The 18316-nt window shown below is 59.0% G+C and carries 21 protein-coding genes and 1 tRNA gene; 2 read left to right on the plus strand and 20 right to left on the minus strand.

Annotated features, from left to right (window positions below; genetic code table 11):
• Nucleotide 1 precedes the first annotated feature (1 nt).
• From FIV39_RS25865 to trmJ, 14 genes are all read right to left on the minus strand, one after another.
• Nucleotides 2–1003, minus strand: coding sequence for a RodZ domain-containing protein (locus FIV39_RS25865; protein WP_090400675.1), 1002 nt, complete (start codon nt 1001–1003; stop codon nt 2–4).
• Nucleotides 1003–1761 (minus strand): type IV pilus biogenesis/stability protein PilW, encoded by a 759-nt coding sequence (pilW, locus tag FIV39_RS25870; RefSeq protein ID WP_090400676.1) that lies wholly within the window; start codon nt 1759–1761, stop codon nt 1003–1005. The genes FIV39_RS25865 and pilW overlap by 1 nt, the downstream gene beginning before the upstream one ends.
• A 12-nt stretch (nt 1762–1773) precedes the next feature.
• Complete coding sequence (rlmN, locus tag FIV39_RS25875) at nt 1774–2922, minus strand: 23S rRNA (adenine(2503)-C(2))-methyltransferase RlmN (protein ID WP_053135498.1); 1149 nt, start codon at nt 2920–2922, stop codon at nt 1774–1776.
• Nucleotides 2923–2951: 29 nt separating this feature from the next.
• On the minus strand, nt 2952–3377 hold the full coding sequence (gene ndk / locus FIV39_RS25880; RefSeq protein ID WP_017846179.1) for a nucleoside-diphosphate kinase: 426 nt from the start codon (nt 3375–3377) through the stop codon (nt 2952–2954).
• 91 nt (nt 3378–3468) lie between these two features.
• Entirely contained in the window at nt 3469–3669 is a 201-nt protein-coding gene (gene iscX, locus FIV39_RS25885; RefSeq protein WP_090400677.1) for a Fe-S cluster assembly protein IscX, read from the minus strand.
• 14 nt (nt 3670–3683) lie between these two features.
• Nucleotides 3684–4025, minus strand: coding sequence for an ISC system 2Fe-2S type ferredoxin (gene fdx, locus FIV39_RS25890; protein ID WP_003175958.1), 342 nt, complete (start codon nt 4023–4025; stop codon nt 3684–3686).
• Between the two features lie 3 nt (nt 4026–4028).
• On the minus strand, nt 4029–5891 hold the full coding sequence (gene hscA / locus FIV39_RS25895; RefSeq protein ID WP_090400678.1) for a Fe-S protein assembly chaperone HscA: 1863 nt from the start codon (nt 5889–5891) through the stop codon (nt 4029–4031).
• 51 nt (nt 5892–5942) lie between these two features.
• Nucleotides 5943–6464, minus strand: a complete 522-nt coding sequence (gene hscB, locus FIV39_RS25900; protein WP_090400679.1) for a co-chaperone HscB — start codon at nt 6462–6464, stop codon at nt 5943–5945.
• Nucleotides 6465–6472: 8 nt separating this feature from the next.
• Nucleotides 6473–6796, minus strand: coding sequence for an iron-sulfur cluster assembly protein IscA (iscA, locus tag FIV39_RS25905; RefSeq protein ID WP_048722793.1), 324 nt, complete (start codon nt 6794–6796; stop codon nt 6473–6475).
• A 28-nt stretch (nt 6797–6824) separates the two neighbouring features.
• Nucleotides 6825–7211, minus strand: a complete 387-nt coding sequence (gene iscU, locus FIV39_RS25910) for a Fe-S cluster assembly scaffold IscU (protein ID WP_010565229.1) — start codon at nt 7209–7211, stop codon at nt 6825–6827.
• Nucleotides 7212–7310: 99 nt separating this feature from the next.
• Nucleotides 7311–8525, minus strand: a complete 1215-nt coding sequence (locus FIV39_RS25915; RefSeq protein ID WP_090400680.1) for an IscS subfamily cysteine desulfurase — start codon at nt 8523–8525, stop codon at nt 7311–7313.
• 50 nt (nt 8526–8575) lie between these two features.
• The gene (gene iscR / locus FIV39_RS25920; protein WP_003194020.1) at nt 8576–9067 is read right to left on the minus strand and encodes a Fe-S cluster assembly transcriptional regulator IscR; all 492 of its coding nucleotides are present in this window, start codon (nt 9065–9067) and stop codon (nt 8576–8578) included.
• A 297-nt stretch (nt 9068–9364) separates the two neighbouring features.
• A complete protein-coding gene (gene cysE / locus FIV39_RS25925; protein WP_090400681.1) occupies nt 9365–10147 on the minus strand; it encodes a serine O-acetyltransferase in 783 nt (260 codons plus the stop codon).
• A gap of 2 nt (nt 10148–10149) precedes the next feature.
• Nucleotides 10150–10920 (minus strand): tRNA (cytosine(32)/uridine(32)-2'-O)-methyltransferase TrmJ, encoded by a 771-nt coding sequence (gene trmJ, locus FIV39_RS25930; RefSeq protein ID WP_090400682.1) that lies wholly within the window; start codon nt 10918–10920, stop codon nt 10150–10152.
• A gap of 145 nt (nt 10921–11065) precedes the next feature.
• On the opposite strand from trmJ, the gene suhB reads away from it, so the two are divergent.
• Nucleotides 11066–11881, plus strand: a complete 816-nt coding sequence (gene suhB, locus FIV39_RS25935) for a type III secretion system regulator SuhB (protein ID WP_003175971.1) — start codon at nt 11066–11068, stop codon at nt 11879–11881.
• A 114-nt stretch (nt 11882–11995) separates the two neighbouring features.
• Here suhB and FIV39_RS25940 read toward each other — a convergent pair whose 3' ends face one another.
• From FIV39_RS25940 to queA, 6 genes are all read right to left on the minus strand, one after another.
• Nucleotides 11996–12538 carry a glycine zipper 2TM domain-containing protein gene (locus FIV39_RS25940; RefSeq protein ID WP_015885750.1) on the minus strand — a complete coding sequence of 181 codons (543 nt, stop codon included), beginning with the start codon at nt 12536–12538 and terminating at the stop codon, nt 11996–11998.
• Between the two features lie 124 nt (nt 12539–12662).
• Nucleotides 12663–13577: a protein translocase subunit SecF gene (gene secF, locus FIV39_RS25945; RefSeq protein ID WP_090400683.1), complete on the minus strand. Its 915-nt coding sequence runs from the start codon at nt 13575–13577 to the stop codon at nt 12663–12665.
• 9 nt (nt 13578–13586) lie between these two features.
• Nucleotides 13587–15455, minus strand: a complete 1869-nt coding sequence (secD, locus tag FIV39_RS25950) for a protein translocase subunit SecD (RefSeq protein WP_090400684.1) — start codon at nt 15453–15455, stop codon at nt 13587–13589.
• A 62-nt stretch (nt 15456–15517) separates the two neighbouring features.
• Entirely contained in the window at nt 15518–15856 is a 339-nt protein-coding gene (gene yajC / locus FIV39_RS25955; RefSeq protein ID WP_053135483.1) for a preprotein translocase subunit YajC, read from the minus strand.
• 43 nt (nt 15857–15899) lie between these two features.
• Entirely contained in the window at nt 15900–17015 is a 1116-nt protein-coding gene (gene tgt / locus FIV39_RS25960; RefSeq protein WP_003175976.1) for a tRNA guanosine(34) transglycosylase Tgt, read from the minus strand.
• A gap of 5 nt (nt 17016–17020) precedes the next feature.
• Entirely contained in the window at nt 17021–18070 is a 1050-nt protein-coding gene (gene queA / locus FIV39_RS25965; protein WP_090400685.1) for a tRNA preQ1(34) S-adenosylmethionine ribosyltransferase-isomerase QueA, read from the minus strand.
• A 108-nt stretch (nt 18071–18178) separates the two neighbouring features.
• On the opposite strand from queA, the gene FIV39_RS25970 reads away from it, so the two are divergent.
• Nucleotides 18179–18263: transfer RNA gene (locus FIV39_RS25970), tRNA-Leu, on the plus strand.
• Nucleotides 18264–18316 lie beyond the last annotated feature (53 nt).

Raw genomic sequence — 18316 nt, forward strand, 5'->3', positions numbered from 1 at the left:
ACTATTGTCCCAACTTCAGGCGAGCGGTCTCGCCAGTGGTGAACTGCGCTACGTCCACAGGCTGGCCGTTGTAGGCCACTTGCGCGCCACGGGCAAAGCCCAGACGCAGCGTCAGAGGGGGCTTGCCGCCCAGGTCGAGCGTATCTCCCTTACGCTTGAGACCACTGACCAGCACTTTGCCGTTGCCATCGGTGACTTGCGTCCAGCAGTCAGCTACGAAGGTAATTTGTACACGCCCGTCACCGGCGATCAACGCTGGGGTGGTGGGTGGTGACATCGCCGGGGCGGCCGGAGCGGCTGGCGCCGTAGTTGCTGGCGCCTGGGCTGAAGCGGTCGGTGTATTGGCCTGGGCAATCGGGGCGGCCGGCGTGTGAGCTGGCGCGGCGGGTGTGACTGGGGCCGGTACGGCAGCGGTCGGCGCGGTTTCCGGTTCGGACTGCTCGGTGGCGGCCGGAATTTCAGGGGCAGCCTGGCCTTGGGCAACGGCCTGGTCTTCCGGCTCATCCAGCGGATGTATCTGGGTGGTGCCGTCGGCGCTCTCGACTTCGACGTGCTCCATGGCGTTGCTGGTCAGGTCTTTGCTGCGCTGGGACGCCTGGTCTTGCCACCAGACAAAACCGCCGCCGATCACGGCGATCAGCAACAACAGGCTGACAATACGCAGGATTGTGTGGGAAACCCGTACCGGCTCTTCAATACGACCCAGGCCATGGACACTGCTGCCCTGGGAGTCGGTACCAGTGAATTGATCGAATTGCTGGACCAATACGGCCTGGTCGATGCCCAGCAGCTTGGCGTAGGCGCGGATATAACCGCGGGCGAAGGTATGCCCAGGCAGCTTGTCGAATGCGCCGGCCTCAAGGTTGCCCAGGGATGTGGTGGTCAAATTGAGCTTGAGGGCCACTTCCGCCAGCGACCAACCATTGCTTTCGCGGGCCTGACGCAAAGTGTCGCCTGGGTTTACGCGATTAGCTGCTACAACTTCCGGGTGCGCCGCTTTCATCATTGCTCCGACAGGTATTGCTGATATTCCGGCGTACCGGGATAGAGTCGTTCGAGTTGCTGGCCAAAACGTGCGGCCGTGTCGCGTTCTTCATGAACCGTCGCCAGGCGCGCGCCGAGCAATAGACTACGTGCATTTTGCCCGCTGAGCAGGCTAAAACGCTCGTAATAGTCACGTGCAGGCACATAATGCCTGTCTTCGTAGGACAACTCAGCCATTTCGAGCAGCGCTCGTGGCTGATGACCGTTCAAGTGCAGGGCTTTTTCCAGCTGCTGGCGTGCGCTGTCGCGCTGGCCGAGGCGCATTGAGGTCACCCCAAGGTTCTCGAACACCCTCGAGCGCTCAGGATAGAGGGTATCGGTGCTGGCTTGCTGGAAATAAAGGGCTGCCTGGTCATAACGCTTTTGCTCGAACAGGAAGCTGCCGTAATTGTTCAGCAGCCGCGGGTCGGCAGGTCTTGCGGCCAGGGCTTTGTTGAAATACCGGTCAGCCAGTTCAGGCTCGGCCTGGGCCTGGAACACCAGGGCCAGTGCGGCATTGGCATCGGCATCGTCACTGTCCAGCTCAAGGGCCTTTTTCAACGGCACCTTGGCCTGCTCGCTCATGCCTTGTCGCAGGTAACCCAACCCCAGTTGCACATAGGCAACTCGCACCTCGTCACGGCCCTTGCCGGTTTGCAAAGGGCTGTCATGGCCCGATGAAACACAACCGACCACGAGACCGGTAACAAGCAGAAGCAGCGCAAGGCGCAAGGGCATAGAGATCCTCTCTCAGGTTCGATTCACAGCGCTTTGCGGCATATCGTCGGCAGCGCTCAGTTCACGCACCGCAATATAACGTTCGCTGCGACGGGTGCGGTCCAGCACCTGTCCTACCAATTGGCCACAGGCGGCGTCGATGTCTTCACCACGGGTGGTGCGCACGGTGACGTTGTAGCCGGCCTGGTGCAGTTGATCCTGGAAACGGCGGATGGCGTTGTTGCTCGGCCGCTCGTAGCCAGAATGGGGAAACGGGTTGAACGGAATCAGGTTGATCTTGCACGGGGTGTTCTTGAGCAGTTCGATCATCTCGACCGCGTGTTCGACCTTGTCGTTGATGTCCTTGAGCATGGTGTACTCAATGGTCAGCACGCGCTTCTCGCCCAAGGTCGCCATATAACGCTGGCAAGATTCGAGCAGCATCTTAAGCGGATACTTCTTGTTGATCGGCACCAATTGGTTACGCAATGCGTCATTGGGTGCGTGCAGCGACAACGCCAGGGAGACGTCGATGTGCTTGGCCAGCTCATCGATCATCGGTACCACACCGGAGGTAGACAGGGTCACACGGCGCTTGGAGATGCCGTAGCCCAGGTCGTCCATCATCAGGTGCATGGCCGCGATGACGTTGTCGAAGTTCAGCAGCGGCTCACCCATGCCCATCATCACCACGTTGGTGATGGCACGGTCGACGGTCGCCGGGACGCTGCCAAAGGATTTGTTGGCAATCCACACCTGGCCGATCACTTCGGCGGCGGTAAGGTTGCTGTTGAAGCCTTGCTTGCCGGTGGAGCAGAAACTGCAATCCAGGGCACAGCCTGCCTGGGACGAAACGCACAAGGTGCCGCGCTTGCCCTGGGGAATGTACACGGTCTCGACGCAGCTGCCGGACGCCACGCGCACCACCCATTTACGGGTGCCGTCGCTGGAGATGTCCTCGCTGACCACTTCGGGGCCACGGACCTCAGCAATGGCCTTGAGCTTGTCGCGCAGGGCCTTGCTGACGTTCGTCATGGCGTCGAAATCGTCGACGCCAAAGTGGTGAATCCATTTCATTACCTGACCGGCACGGAAACGCTTCTCCCCGATTGAGTCGAAGAATTTTTCCATTTCCTGTTGAGTCAGACCCAGCAGGTTGGTTTTTACAGTCGATGTCGTCATGGATTCACCCTCACTCTTTAAGCCGATGCTTAGCGAGTGGTTACTTCAGTAGCTGCGAAGAAGTACGAGATTTCACGGGCAGCAGCGGCTTCGGAGTCCGAACCGTGTACAGCGTTGGCGTCGATGGAGTCAGCGAAGTCAGCACGGATGGTGCCGGCAGCCGCTTCTTTAGGGTTGGTAGCGCCCATCAGCTCACGGTTCAAAGCGATAGCGTTTTCGCCTTCCAGAACCTGAACAACAACAGGACCGGAGATCATGAAGGCAACCAGGTCGCCGAAGAAGCCACGAGCGCTGTGCTCAGCGTAGAAGCCTTCAGCTTCAGCCTTGGACAGTTGCTTGAGTTTCGAAGCTACAACCTTCAGGCCGGCTTTTTCGAAACGAGTGGTGATCTCGCCGATGACGTTTTTTGCAACAGCGTCAGGCTTGATGATGGAGAAAGTGCGTTGAACAGCCATGGTGTAACTCCAGAAACGGTAATTTACGAAAAATTAAACCCGCGAATTATACGCGGGTTCTTAGGTATTGCCTAACTGCGTAAGGGAGGCGTCAGTCCTGTTCTTCTTTCCAGGCGGTCTGGATAGCTTCCAGAACCTTTTCGCCGCCGCGATCGCGCTCATCCTCAAAGCCTGGCAAGGCCATGACCATGTCACGCAAAGCAACAAAATTCAGGGAATAGGGATCCATATCCGGGTTGCCGTCGGCCAACAGGATAGCGATCTCTTGCACATCAACCCATTTAAGACTCATGACACTTCCTTGAATCAGTGCGGCGCTTCGGCCGCATGGTTGAGCGAATACTTCGGAATTTCGACGGTGATGTCTTCAGTCCCGACCTTTGCCTGGCAGCTTAGGCGAGAAGTGGCTTCCAGGCCCCAGGCGCGGTCAAGAAAGTCCTCTTCCAACTCATCTGCCTCTTCCAGGCTGTTGAAGCCTTCGCGAATGATGCAGTGGCAGGTGGTGCAGGCGCACACACCACCACAGGCGCTTTCGATCTCGATGTGGTTGTCATGGGCAACTTCGAGGATGGACTTGCCGGTCTCAGCCTCAACAACCATACCGTCCGGGCAATGCTCGGCGTGTGGCAGAAAAATGACCTGCGGCATTAATTATTCCTCGATTTCATTCAGGTTGCGCCCGGCCAGTGCGGCTTTCACCGTCTGATCCATGCGGCGGGCGGCAAAGGCGTCAGTGACCTGCGACAAGCGCTTGGTCTGTTGCTCGATGGCGTAACCATCGTTGCCTTTCATCAGTTCGGCCAGTTCCTGCATCTGCAGGTCGATGACCATGCGCTCTTCGGCATCCAGCAGGCGCTCGCCGTCGGCGTCAAGGGCGCCCTGCACCGCTTCGAGCAGGCGCTGGGCATCCACTTGTTGTTCACGCAGTACGCGAGCGACCTTGTCGTCACCGGCGTATTGGAAAGAATCCTTGAGCATCTTGGCGATTTCGCCGTCAGTCAGGCCGTAGGACGGCTTGACCTGGATGCTCGCTTCAACGCCCGAACCCAACTCACGCGCGGCGACGCTGAGCAGGCCGTCAGCGTCGACCTGGAAGGTCACGCGGATCTTCGCCGCACCCGCGACCATGGCCGGGATGCCGCGCAACTCAAAGCGCGCCAGGGAGCGACAGTCGCTGATCAGTTCGCGCTCGCCTTGCAGCACATGAATCATCATGGCCGTCTGGCCATCTTTGTAAGTGGTGAAGTCCTGGGCGCGGGCGACGGGGATGGTGGTGTTCCGTGGAATCACCTTCTCCATCAGCCCCCCCATGGTCTCGAGCCCCAGGGACAGCGGAATCACGTCAAGCAGCAGCAATTCGCCGCCATCACGCTTGTTACCGGCCAGGGTGTCAGCCTGGATGGCGGCACCGATGGCTACCACCTGGTCCGGGTCGATTTCTGTCAGCGGCTGGCGGCCAAAGGCTTCGGCAACGGCGTCGCGAACCCTTGGGACGCGGGTGGAACCGCCGACCATGACCACGGCACCGACATCTTCCAGCTCGATACCGGAATCACGCACGGCGCGACGGCAGGCCTTCAGGCTGCGGGCAACCATCGGCTCGATCAACGAATCGAAGGCTTCACGAGTCAGCTGGGCGCACCAACTGCCGTAGGAAACCTCAACAGAAGCGGCGTCAGTCAGCGCCTCTTTAGCGGCACAGGCCGTTTGCAGCAAGTTACGTTGCTCGCCCGGATCCAGGTCAGCGGACAAGCCAGCGCTGCTGATGATCCAGCCCGCGATGGCGTGGTCGAAGTCATCGCCACCCAGTGCTGTATCGCCACCGGTAGCCAGTACTTCAAACACACCGCCGGTCAGGCGCAGGATCGAAATATCAAAGGTGCCGCCGCCCAGGTCGTAAATAGCGACCAGCCCTTCAGCGTGCTGGTCCAGGCCATAGGCCACGGCCGCAGCGGTCGGCTCGTTGAGCAGGCGCAACACGTTCAGGCCGGCGAGCTTCGCCGCGTCCTTGGTAGCTTGGCGCTGTGCATCATCGAAATATGCCGGAACGGTGATCACCGCACCGACCAGTTCGCCGCCCAACGTGGTTTCCGCGCGCTGGCGCAGCACCTTGAGAATATCCGCCGACACTTCCACCGGGCTTTTCGGCCCCTGGACGGTGTCGATGAACGGCATATGGGATTCGCCGCCAACAAAACGGTACGGCAACTGGTCGCCGAGTTGCTTGACGTCGGACAGACCACGACCCATCAAGCGCTTGACCGACAGCACGGTGTTCAAAGGATCGGTAGACGCCGCCAGCTTGGCCGACTCACCCACTTCGGTGCGATCAGCGTGATAGCGCACGGCGGACGGCAGGATCACCTGGCCATCGGCGTCGGGCAGCGGCTCGGACAGGCCGCTGCGCAAGGCAGCAACCAGGGAATTGGTGGTGCCCAGGTCAATCCCCACCGCCAGGCGACGCTGGTGCGGTTGAGGGCTTTGGCCGGGTTCGGCGATTTGCAGTAGAGCCATGGTAATCAGGTCTTATCTGTCTATCAGGCGTGCATCACGGGCAGCACTGGGTTAATCGTCGAGGCGCTCTTCTAGCTGGCGCACTTCGTAGGTGAGCTTGTCGAGGAACTGCATGCGCCGCATCAGGCGTTCGGCCTGTTCACGCTGCGCAGCATCATCCCAACAGGCTGCGAAGCTTTCGTTGAGCTCATCCTGGGCGGTTTTCAGACGACGCTTGAAGACCGCGACACCCGCCACATCGGCTTCGTCCTGCAAGTCTTCGAGCTCTTCACGCCACTGCATCTGCTGCATCAGGAAGTCGGGATCATGCACCGTGACTTCAAGCGGCAACTCGCCACCGTTCATCGCGAGCAAGTAACGCGCGCGCTTCGGAGGGCTCTTGAGCGTCTGATAGGCTTCGTTGAGGCTGGCCGATTGCTCCAGCGCCAAGCGTTGCTCACGCTCGGAAGCGTCAGCGAAGCGATCCGGATGCACCCCACGCGCCAATTCTCGATAGCGCGTGGCAAGCTGCTCGAGGTCCAACCGAAAACTCGGCTGCAGCTCGAATAAAGCGAAATGACAAGGAGTACCCACGAATAGCCTCAGATGTTGAAGCTTTCGCCGCAGCCACATTCACCGCGTACGTTGGGGTTGTTGAACTTGAAGCCTTCGTTCAACCCTTCCTTGACGAAATCGAGCTCGGTGCCGTCCAGGTAGGTCAGGCTTTTAGGGTCGATGATCACTTTCTCGCCGTGACTTTCGAACACCTGGTCTTCCTCAACCACCTCGTCGACGAACTCCAGCACATAGGCAAGGCCGGAACAGCCCGTGGTGCGTACACCCAGACGAATCCCCTCACCTTTACCGCGCCCATCCAGGGAGCGTCGCACGTGCCGCGCAGCCGCTTCTGTCATGCTGATAGCCATCGTTGACTCCTTACTCGTCGCCAAATGCTTAGATCAAGCCTTTCTTCTGCTTGTAGTCGCGAACGGCCGCCTTGATGGCGTCTTCAGCGAGTACGGAGCAGTGGATTTTCACTGGCGGCAAGGCCAGCTCTTCGGCCAGTTGGGTGTTGCTGATAGTCACAGCCTCATCCAGGGTCTTGCCTTTCATCCATTCGGTCGCCAGGGAGCTGGAGGCGATGGCCGAACCGCAGCCGTAAGTCTTGAACTTGGCGTCTTCGATAACGCCAGCTTCGTTGACCTTGATCTGCAGGCGCATCACATCGCCGCACGCCGGAGCGCCAACCATGCCAGTGCCGACATCAGGATCTTCCGCGTCCATCTTGCCGACGTTGCGCGGGTTTTCGTAGTGGTCGATGACCTTTTCGCTGTAAGCCATGGTACTGAATCCTCACTCATCAGGGCCGCTCTGGAACCCTGTAAAAACGCCTGCGTTTTCCGCCACGTTCCTACAGAGCTTGGGTGGCGGCTTCTATAGTTAGTGTGCCGCCCACTCGATCTTGGAAATATCGACACCGTCTTTGTACATGTCCCACAGCGGCGACAGAACGCGCAGCTTGTTGACGGCTTCGCAGACTTTCTGCGCGGCGTAGTCGACTTGCTCTTCGGTGGTGAAGCGGCCGAACGTAAAGCGGATCGAGCTGTGTGCCAGTTCGTCGTTGCGGCCCAGGGCGCGCAGTACGTACGAAGGCTCAAGCGAAGCCGAGGTGCAGGCCGAACCGGACGAAACCGCCAGGTCCTTGAGCGCCATGATCAGCGACTCGCCTTCGACATAGTTGAAGCTCAAATTCAGGTTGTGCGGTACACGAGCAGTCATGCTGCCGTTGATGTACAGCTCTTCAAGGTTCTCGACCTGCTTGTAGAAGCGATCGCTCAGGGCCTTGATACGTACGTTTTCGGCAGCCATGTCTTCCTTGGCTACACGGAAGGCTTCGCCCATGCCGACGATCTGGTGGGTCGCCAGGGTGCCCGAACGCATGCCACGTTCGTGACCGCCACCGTGCATGGTGGCTTCGATGCGCACGCGTGGCTTACGGCTCACGTACAGCGCGCCGATACCTTTAGGACCGTAGGTCTTGTGGGCCGAGAACGACATCAGGTCGACCTTCAGCTTGGACAGGTCGATGTCGACCTTGCCGGTGGACTGAGCAGCATCGACGTGCAGCAGGATGCCCTTGGAGCGAGTCAGTTCGCCGATGGCTGCGATGTCGTTGATAGTGCCGATTTCATTGTTCACGTGGATCACGGAAACCAGGATGGTGTCTTCACGCAGCACGGCTTCGATCATGGCCGGGGTGACGATACCGTCGGTGGTTGGCTCGAGGTAAGTCACCTCGAAACCTTCACGTTCCAGTTGGCGCATGGTGTCGAGGACAGCCTTGTGCTCAATCTTGGTGGTGATCAGGTGCTTGCCTTTGGTCGCGTAGAAATGCGCCGCGCCCTTGATAGCCAGGTTGTCGGATTCGGTGGCACCGGAGGTCCAGACGATTTCGCGCGGGTCTGCGCCAACCAGGTCAGCGACCTGGCGACGAGCGTTTTCGACCGCTTCCTCGGCTTTCCAGCCGAACACGTGGGAACGGGAGGCCGGGTTGCCGAAGTTTCCGTCGACCAACAGGCATTCACTCATCTTTTGCGCGACACGCGGATCAACCGGGGTGGTCGCTGAGTAATCAAGGTAAATCGGCAATTTCATGGACTTTCTCCTAAATCAGGCTGGCTGGCGTGCCGTTAGCTCTTCGGCTGTCACTCGACGGCGGACGCTTCGATCTTGTCCAGACGCGGCGCCTTGGTGTTGCAACGGCGCTGGTCCTGACGCTGGGCTACTTCTTGCACCTCACGGCGAGTCACAAGATCAGCCAAGCTGATACCACTCAAAAACTCATGGATCTGCAGGCTCAAGTCACACCACAAGTGGTGCGTCAGGCAGGTGTCGCCGGCGTGGCAGTCACCCAGGCCCTGGCATTTGGTCGCATCGACGGATTCGTTGACCGCGTCGATCACCTGGGCTACCTGGATGCCCTGCATGTCACGGGACAGTTGATAGCCGCCGCCCGGCCCACGTACGCTGGAGACCAGATTGCTACGGCGCAACTTGGCGAACAGTTGCTCGAGGTAGGACAGGGAAATGCCTTGGCGCTCGGAGATATCGGCCAGGGACACCGGCCCAGTTTGCGCGTGCAAGGCCAGGTCAAGCATGGCGGTTACCGCGTATCGGCCTTTTGTAGTCAGTCTCATGGACAAGTACCAAGGTGTTTCAGAATGGGAGCAAGTATGCGATTCCCGAGTATTTAAGTCAACTATAAGACCTAGTACTTTAGTCAGGATTACCCGCAAAAAGGGCGCGCGAATCATAGCAGGGTGGGGCAGGGACGAACAGCGGCAGCGGGGCGATGGCTCGATATCGAGACCAATGGAGATCAAATGTGGGAGGGGGCTTACCCCCGATAGCGGTGGATCAGTCAATATATTGAGTGACTGACAGATGGCCATCGAGGGCCCCTCCCACATGGTTTTTGCAGCGAATGTGAGATCTCAGCCGGCCTTGGTTGTAGCTTCGTCCTTGATCTCGGCGAAGTCCTCTTCGCGCAGCTCAGGCAGGTCTTTCGCACAGTAGCTGCTGCCCAACTCCTTCAACGCGCCGCACATACCGTCCAGCTTGCCGTCCACCGCTTGCAGGTGGTCAAGCAACTGGCCGATAGCACGTGCGACCGGGTCGGGCATGTCTTCGCTGACACCGTAGGCATCGAATCCGATTTTCTCGGCCATGGCCTTGCGCTTGGCCTCCTGCTCGTCACCCACTTCCGGCTTGACGATGATCCGCCCGGGAATACCCACCACGGTGGCGCCTGCCGGCACAGCCTTGGTCACCACAGCGTTGGAGCCGACTTTGGCGCCAGCCCCTACCGTGAACGGACCAAGCACCTTGGCGCCCGCGCCCACCACCACGCCATCCTCCAGCGTCGGGTGGCGCTTACCCTTGTTCCAGCTGGTGCCGCCCAATGTCACGCCCTGGTACAAGGTCACGTCGTCACCAATCTCGGCAGTCTCGCCAATGACGATGCCCATACCGTGATCGATAAAGAAGCGACGCCCCACCTTGGCACCTGGGTGAATTTCGATCCCGGTCAACCAGCGGCCGAAGTTCGACACCAGCCGCGCCAGCCATTTCCAGCCCATATTCCACAAGGCACCGGACAGGCGATGGATCCAGATCGCGTGCATGCCTGGATAGCAGGTCAGCACTTCAAACGCGTTGCGCGCCGCCGGATCACGGTGAAAAACACTCTGGATATCTTCTCGCAAACGCTCGAACATTTTTAATCCTTCCGCTTAAGAAGCTCGCCACGGGCCGCTTTCTGGGTTTCCGTGAGGATGCCACGCAATATATTCATTTCCGCTCGACTGACCGAGCTGCGCCCATACAGGCGACGCAGGCGCGCCATCAAGTGCCGCGGTTTTTCCGGATCGAGGAATTCGATGGCCACCAGGGTTTGCTCCAGGTGCTCATAGAACCGCTCCAGCTCATCCATGGTGGCCAACTCGCCACTCTTGGTCGACGCCACTTCATCCTTCTCAACCTTGCTCGGCTGACCTTCAGCGGCCAGCCAGGCCATGCGCACTTCATAACTCAACACCTGCACCGCTGCCCCGAGGTTCAGCGAGCTGAACTCAGGGTCTGATGGAATGTGCACGTGATAATGACATCGCTGCAGCTCTTCATTGGTCAGGCCAGAGTCTTCACGGCCAAACACCAGGGCAACTTCAGCGCCGCCGGCAGCCTCTTCCACCACTTTGGTGCCGCACTCACGCGGATCCAGCAGTGGCCAGGGAATGCGGCGGTCACGGGCACTGGTGCCGAGCACCAGATTGCAGCCGACCAAGGCGTCTTCCAAAGTGGTAACGATCTGGGCTTTTTCCAGGATGTCATTGGCACCGGATGCTCGGGCATCGGCTTCGTGGTGTGGGAACACGCGCGGCTCGACCAGCACCAGGCGCGTCAGCCCCATGTTTTTCATGGCTCGCGCCACACCGCCGATATTGCCGGGATGACTGGTATTGACCAAGACGACACGAATGTTTTGCAGCAAGGTAGGCGCTCTCGGACACGGGAAAGGGGAGCAAATCTTACAGAACAGCCTAAGGTTATGCCATGAAAGCTAACGTCGTCCTTCACCTGAAGAAAGTTTCTGCTAGAATGCTCGGCTTTCTTTAACAACCTTAGGTGACACATCCATGCAGCCCATGCTGAATATCGCGCTGCGCGCCGCCCGCAGCGCCAGTGAATTGATCTTCCGCTCCATCGAGCGCCTGGATACCATCAAGGTCGACGAAAAAGACGCCAAGGATTATGTATCCGAGGTGGATCGCGCCGCCGAACAGAAAATCATCGACGCTCTGCGCAAGGCCTACCCTACCCACGGCATCCTCGGTGAAGAAACCGGCCTGCACAAAGGCAGCGGCGAAGGCGAAGACTACCTGTGGATCATCGACCCACTGGATGGCACCACCAACTTTTTGCGCGGCATCCCACACTTTGCTGTCAGCATTGCCTGCAAATACCGTGGCCGCCTGGAACACGCTGTAGTACTCGACCCTGTTCGCCAGGAAGAATTCACCGCCAGCCGTGGCCGTGGCGCCCAACTGAACGGTCGTCGCCTGCGCGTCAGCGGTCGCACCAGCCTGGACGGCGCCCTGCTGGGTACCGGCTTCCCGTTCCGTGACGACCAGATGGACAACCTGGAGAACTACCTGGGCATGTTCCGCGCCCTGGTTGGCCAGACCGCCGGCATCCGTCGCGCTGGCGCGGCAAGCCTGGACCTGGCTTACGTGGCTGCCGGTCGTTTTGATGCGTTCTGGGAGTCGGGCCTGTCCGAGTGGGACATGGCTGCAGGCGCCCTGCTGATCCAAGAGGCCGGTGGCCTGGTGAGCGACTTCACTGGCGGTCATGACTTCCTGGAAAAAGGCCACGTGGTTGCCGGCAACACCAAATGCTTCAAAGCGGTATTGACGGCGATCCAGCCGCACCTGCCGGCCTCGCTGAAGCGCTAAGCGAGCGAGCACAAAAAAAGCACCCCGAGGGGTGCTTTTTTTATGCCTGGTTTTTGCTGCGGGCTTAAATACCAGTAAGCCCCCCCACACTTTGAATTGAACCAGGCCTTGGAATTACTGCTGGTTCTGGCCCAGGACGAGACGCCCTTCCTTGTCGACCGGAATCTGGCCGCCCGGATCACGATCCATGCGCACCGAACCTTCCTTGCCATCCAAGGTGTAACGCACGTCGTAGCCGACTACCTTATCGCTGATGTCGTTGACGGTGTTACAGCGAGTCTGCGTTGTGGTGTAGGTATCACGGTTCTGCATGCCTTCCTGAACCTTGTTACCCGCATAACCACCACCAACCGCACCGGCCACGGTGGCCAGCTTCTTGCCGTTACCGCCACCGACCTGGTTACCCAACAGGCCACCGGCCAGCGCACCAACCACAGTACCGACGATTTGATGCTGATCCTGCACTGGCTTCTGCCGGGTCACTGCGACGTCCTTGCAGACCTCACGAGGCGTTTTAATCTGGGTTTTCACCGGCTGCACCGCCAGCACTTGCGCATACTCAGGGCCGCTTTTTACCAGGCTGTAGGTGGCAACAGCACCCCCGGCAGTTACACCGACAGCACCCAATACCGCACCAACCAGTAACGACTTGTTCACGTTGAACCTCCTGACCATCACAAACGGACCGAAAGATCCGCGCTATACCCAGCCTTGGAGCAAAAAAAAAGGCACGAGTTCAATACTCGTGCCTTCTTTGTAACAGCAGATCAACAAGCGCCCATCAAGGGCGGTCGTCGACCTCCTTGCCAGTGGCGGCAGGAGGGATCAAGTCTTCGCTGTTGAGGTTCAGCCAGATCAGCACCACGTTGGCGATGTAGATCGACGAGTAGGTGCCTGCCAGAACGCCGATGAACAGCGCCAGGGAGAAGCCCCACAGGTTGTCGCCACCGAAGATCATCAGTGCCGCGATCGCCAGCAAGGTGGAGATCGACGTCGCCATGGTCCGCAGCAGGGTCTGGGTGGTGGAGATGTTGATGTTCTCGATCAACGACGCCTTGCGCAGTACACGGAAGTTCTCACGAACCCGGTCGAATACCACGATGGTGTCGTTGAGGGAGTAACCAATGATCGCCAGTACAGCCGCCAGCACGGTCAGGTCGAAGGTGATCTGGAAGTACGCAAGGATACCCACGGTCACGACCACGTCGTGGATCAGCGACACAATGGCGCCGACACCGAACTTCCACTGAAAGCGGAAAGCCAGGTAGATCATGATGCCGACCAACGCCATCAGCATGCCCAGGCCGCCCTGGTCGCGCAGCTCCTCACCCACTTGCGGGCCCACGAACTCGACGCGCTTGACCGACGCCGGGTTGTCGCCACCTACCTTCTGCAAGGCTTCGGCTACCTGGTGCCCCAGTTGCGGGTCTTCGCCAGGCATGCGCACCAGCAGGTCGGTGGTCGCACCAAAACTCTGCACGATGGCTTCGTGATAACCGGCCTTGACCAGCTCATTGCGCACCAGGGTAACGTCGGCCGGCTTCTCGTAGGTCAGCTCGATGAGCGTACCGCCGGTGAAGTCCAGACCGTAGTTCAGGCCCTTATGGAACCAGCTGAACAACGCCAGAACGGTAAGGAGCACGGTGACGCCGAACGCAACGTTGCGAACGCCCATGAAGTTGATTGTACGTAACATGGCAGCCCCTTAAATCCACAACTTCTTGAAGTCACGCCCGCCAAAGATCAGGTTGACCATTGCGCGGGTCACCATGATGGCCGTGAACATCGAGGTAAAGATACCGAGGGACATGGTTACCGCAAAACCTTTGACGGGGCCGGTGCCCATGGCAAAGAGAATCCCGCCGACCAGCAATGTGGTCAGGTTGGAGTCAAGAATCGCAGTAAATGCCCGGCCGAATCCTTCGTTGATTGCACGCTGCACGGTCATGCCGGCGGCGATCTCTTCACGAATCCGCGAGAAGATCAGCACGTTGGCGTCTACCGCCATACCCATGGTGAGTACGATACCGGCGATACCTGGCAGGGTCAGCGTAGCGCCCAGCAGCGACATCAGGGCCAGCAGCATCACCATGTTGCCCGCCAGGGCCACGGTGGCAATGATGCCGAAGAAGCGGTAGATGGCGATGATGAACAGCGACACGAACAGCATGCCCCACAAGGCCGCGTCGATACCCTTGGTGATGTTGTCAGCCCCTAGGCTCGGGCCGATGGTACGTTCTTCAGCGAAGTACATCGGTGCAGCCAGGCCACCGGCACGCAGCAACAGGGCCAGCTCCGAGGATTCGCCCTGGCCGTTCAGGCCGGTGATGCGGAATTGAGCACCCAGCGGCGACTGGATGGTCGCCAGGCTGATGATCTTCTTTTCTTCCTTGAAGGTCTGCACCGGCACGTCTTTCTCGACGCCGTTGACCATTTGCTTGGTGTAGGTGGTGACCGGGCGCTGCTCGATGAAGATCACCGCCATACTGCGACCAACGTTGCTGCGTGTGGCGCGGCTCATCAGTTCGCCACCGTGACCATCCAGGCGGATGTTCACTTCAGGGGTACCATGCTCACCGAAACCGGCCTTGGCGTCAGTCACCTGGTCACCGGTGATGATCAAGCCACGCTCGATCAGTGCTGGAGGACGGTTGCCTTCACGGAACTCAAACTCTTCGGAAGTTGCACGGGAAGCACCCGGCTCAGCCGCGAGGCGGAACTCCAGGTTGGCGGTTTTACCCAGGATACGCTTGGCTTCAGCGGTGTCCTGCACGCCCGGCAGCTCAACCACGATGCGGTTGGCGCCCTGACGCTGGACAATCGGCTCAGCCACACCCAGCTCGTTGACGCGGTTACGTACCGTGGTCAAGTTCTGCTTGATGGAGTATTCGCGGATTTCCGCGATTTTGGCAGGGCTCATCGCCAGACGCAGTACAGCCTGACCGTTCAGGTCGGCCGGTACGATGTCGAAATCGTTGAAATTCTTGCGGATCAGCGCACGGGCCTGTTCGCGGGAGGCTTCGTCAGAGAAGCCAAGCTGGATGGCACCGTTGAGCTGCGGCAGGCTGCGATAACGCAGCTTCTCTTTACGCAGCAGGCTCTTCACGTCGCCTTCGTAGACCTTCAGGCGCGCGTCGAGGGCTTTGTCCATGTCGACTTCCAGCAGGAAGTGCACACCACCGGACAAGTCCAGACCCAGCTTCATCGGGTGCGCGCCAATGCTGCGCAACCAGGCCGGAGTGGTCTGTGCCAGGTTGAGCGCGACAACATAGTCGTCACCCATGGCCTTGCGCACGACATCTTTTGCCGGCAATTGGTCTTCTTGCTTGGTCAGGCGCAACAACCCGCCCTTCGCACCAGCTGCCAATGTTGCCGCTTTAACCTGGATGCCTGCGTCGGTCAGTGCCTTGCTCGCGCGTTCCAGATCAGCCTGGTTGACCTGCAGCGAAGTGCTGGCGCCAGTGATCTGGATCGCCGGGTCATCAGGGTAAAGATTGGGAGCGGAATAAATAAAACCGATCGCCAGCACCGCCAGGATCAGTACGTATTTCCACAGAGGGTATTTGTTCAGCATCACGCCGCCCGCTTATAACGCGGGGCGCCTTGCGCGCCCCGTCGATTGGTAAAGGTTGGAACTTAGATCGCTTTGAGCGTGCCTTTTGGCAGCGTGGCGGCGATGGCGCCTTTCTGGAACTTCATTTCTACGGTGTCGGAGACTTCCAGAATCACGAAAGCATCGGAAACCTTGGTGATCTTGCCGGCAATACCGCCAGTGGTCACAACTTCGTCACCTTTCTGCAGGCTGCCCAGCAGGTTCTTCTGCTCTTTGGCGCGCTTGGCCTGTGGGCGCCAGATCATCAGGTAGAAGATGACCAGGAAGCCGACCAGGAAAATCCACTCGAAACCACCGCCCATAGGGCCGGCAGCAGCAGGCGCAGCGGCGTCAGCCATGGCGTTAGAGATAAAAAAGCTCATTTAGCACTCCAGTTGCAAATAGTGAATCTTAGGGTCGGAAAACTCAGTCCAAGGGCGGCACAGGGAGCCCGCGCTTGGCATAGAAGGCATCGACGAAGGCGGCCAATGTACCCTGTTGAATAGCCTCGCGCAAACCAGCCATCAGGACTTGGTAGTGACGCAAATTGTGGATGGTATTCAACATGCTACCCAGCATTTCCCCGCATTTGTCCAGATGGTGCAGATAAGCACGGGAGAAGTTCTGGCAGGTGTAGCAATCACAGGTGGGATCCAGCGGCGAATCATCATGGCGATGGAACGCGTTACGGATCTTCAGCACGCCTGTATCAATGAACAGATGCCCATTGCGGGCATTACGGGTTGGCATCACGCAATCGAACATGTCCACACCGCGGCGCACACCCTCTACGAGATCTTCGGGTTTGCCAACGCCCATAAGGTAACGAGGTTTGTCAGCGGGCATCAGGCCTGGCAGGTAGTCCAGGACCTTGATCATCTCGTGCTTGGGTTCGCCCACCGACAAACCGCCGATGGCCAAGCCGTCAAAGCCGATCTTGTCGAGGCCTTCCAGCGAGCGTTTGCGCAGGCTTTCATGCATACCGCCCTGCACGATACCGAACAGCGCAGCGGTATTATCACCGTGTGCGTTCTTCGAGCGCTGGGCCCAACGCAGCGACAACTCCATTGAAATCCGTGCGACATCTTCGTCAGCCGGGTACGGCGTGCACTCGTCAAAAATCATCACGATGTCGGAGCCCAGGTCGCGTTGCACCTGCATGGACTCTTCCGGCCCCATGAACACTTTGGAACCATCCACCGGCGAGGCAAAGGTCACGCCCTCTTCCTTGATCTTGCGCATGGCGCCCAGGCTGAACACCTGGAAACCACCCGAGTCCGTGAGGATCGGGCCCTGCCACTTCATGAAGTCATGCAGGTCGCCATGCTTCTTGATCACTTCAGTGCCTGGCCGCAGCCACAGGTGGAAGGTGTTGCCGAGGATGATCTCGGCGCCGGTGGCGACGATGTCACGCGGCAGCATGCCTTTGACGGTGCCGTAGGTGCCCACAGGCATGAACGCCGGGGTCTCTACCGTACCGCGCGGAAACGTCAGGCGGCCGCGACGGGCTTTGCCGTCAGTGGCGAGCAATTCAAACGACATACGACTCATAGTTGTTCCTCAGGGCCGCGCGGCGCCGGATTACGGGTGATAAACATCGCATCACCGTAGCTGAAAAAACGGTATCCATTGTCGATGGCTGCTTTATATGCCGCCATTGTTTCGGGATAACCCGCGAAGGCCGACACCAGCATCAATAACGTGGATTCCGGCAAATGGAAGTTGGTCACTAGGCAATCGACCACATGAAACGGCCGGCCTGGGTAAATAAAGATATCGGTGTCGCCACTGAACGGTTTGAGCACGCCATCTCGCGCCGCGCTCTCCAGGGAGCGCACGCTGGTGGTGCCCACCGCAACCACCCGCCCGCCACGCGCCTTGCAGGCGTTAACCGCGTCCACAACGTCTTGGCTGACCTCCAGCCATTCGCTGTGCATATGGTGATCCTCGATGTTATCCACACGCACCGGCTGAAACGTGCCGGCCCCCACGTGCAGGGTCACATAGGCCGTCTCGACGCCCTTGGCGGCAATCGCATCCAGCAGCAACTGGTCAAAATGCAGCCCGGCAGTCGGCGCAGCAACTGCACCGAGGCGCTGGGAATAGACCGTTTGATAGCGCTCGCGGTCCGAGTCTTCGTCGGGACGGTCGATATAAGGAGGCAATGGCATATGGCCGACGCGCTCCAGTAACGGCAGAACCTCTTCGGCGAATCGGAGTTCGAACAGCGCATCATGACGCGCAACCATCTCGGCTTCGCCACCGCCGTCAATCAGGATGCTCGACCCCGGTTTCGGCGACTTGCTGGAGCGTACATGGGCCAGCACACGATGGTTGTCCAACACTCGCTCCACCAGAATTTCCAACTTGCCGCCGGATGCTTTCTGGCCAAACAGACGCGCCGGGATTACCCGGGTATTGTTGAACACCATCAGATCGCCCGGACGCAAATGCTCAAGCAAATCAGTGAATTGACGGTGTGCAAGGGTGCCGCTGGCCCCGTCCAGGGTCAGCAGTCGACTGGCGCGACGCTCGGCCAAAGGGTGGCGAGCAATCAACGAATCAGGGAGTTCAAAAGTAAAGTCAGCAACGCGCATGATGGGGTTCGTCTAGCAGGGCCGGGAAGTCTAGCGGAAATAGTGAAAATAGACCATGAAACGTGATTGACCAACGGTAATCTCATCTCTATACTTCGCCGCCATTGAGCCCTGATGGCGGAATTGGTAGACGCGGCGGATTCAAAATCCGTTTTCGAAAGGAGTGGGAGTTCGAGTCTCCCTCGGGGCACCATTTGCAGTACATAGACGACTACCAACGTCTACGTAACACCCCTAGAGCCCGTT

It is taken from the genome of Pseudomonas grimontii, assembly GCF_007858185.1.
GTDB lineage: Bacteria > Pseudomonadota > Gammaproteobacteria > Pseudomonadales > Pseudomonadaceae > Aquipseudomonas > Aquipseudomonas grimontii.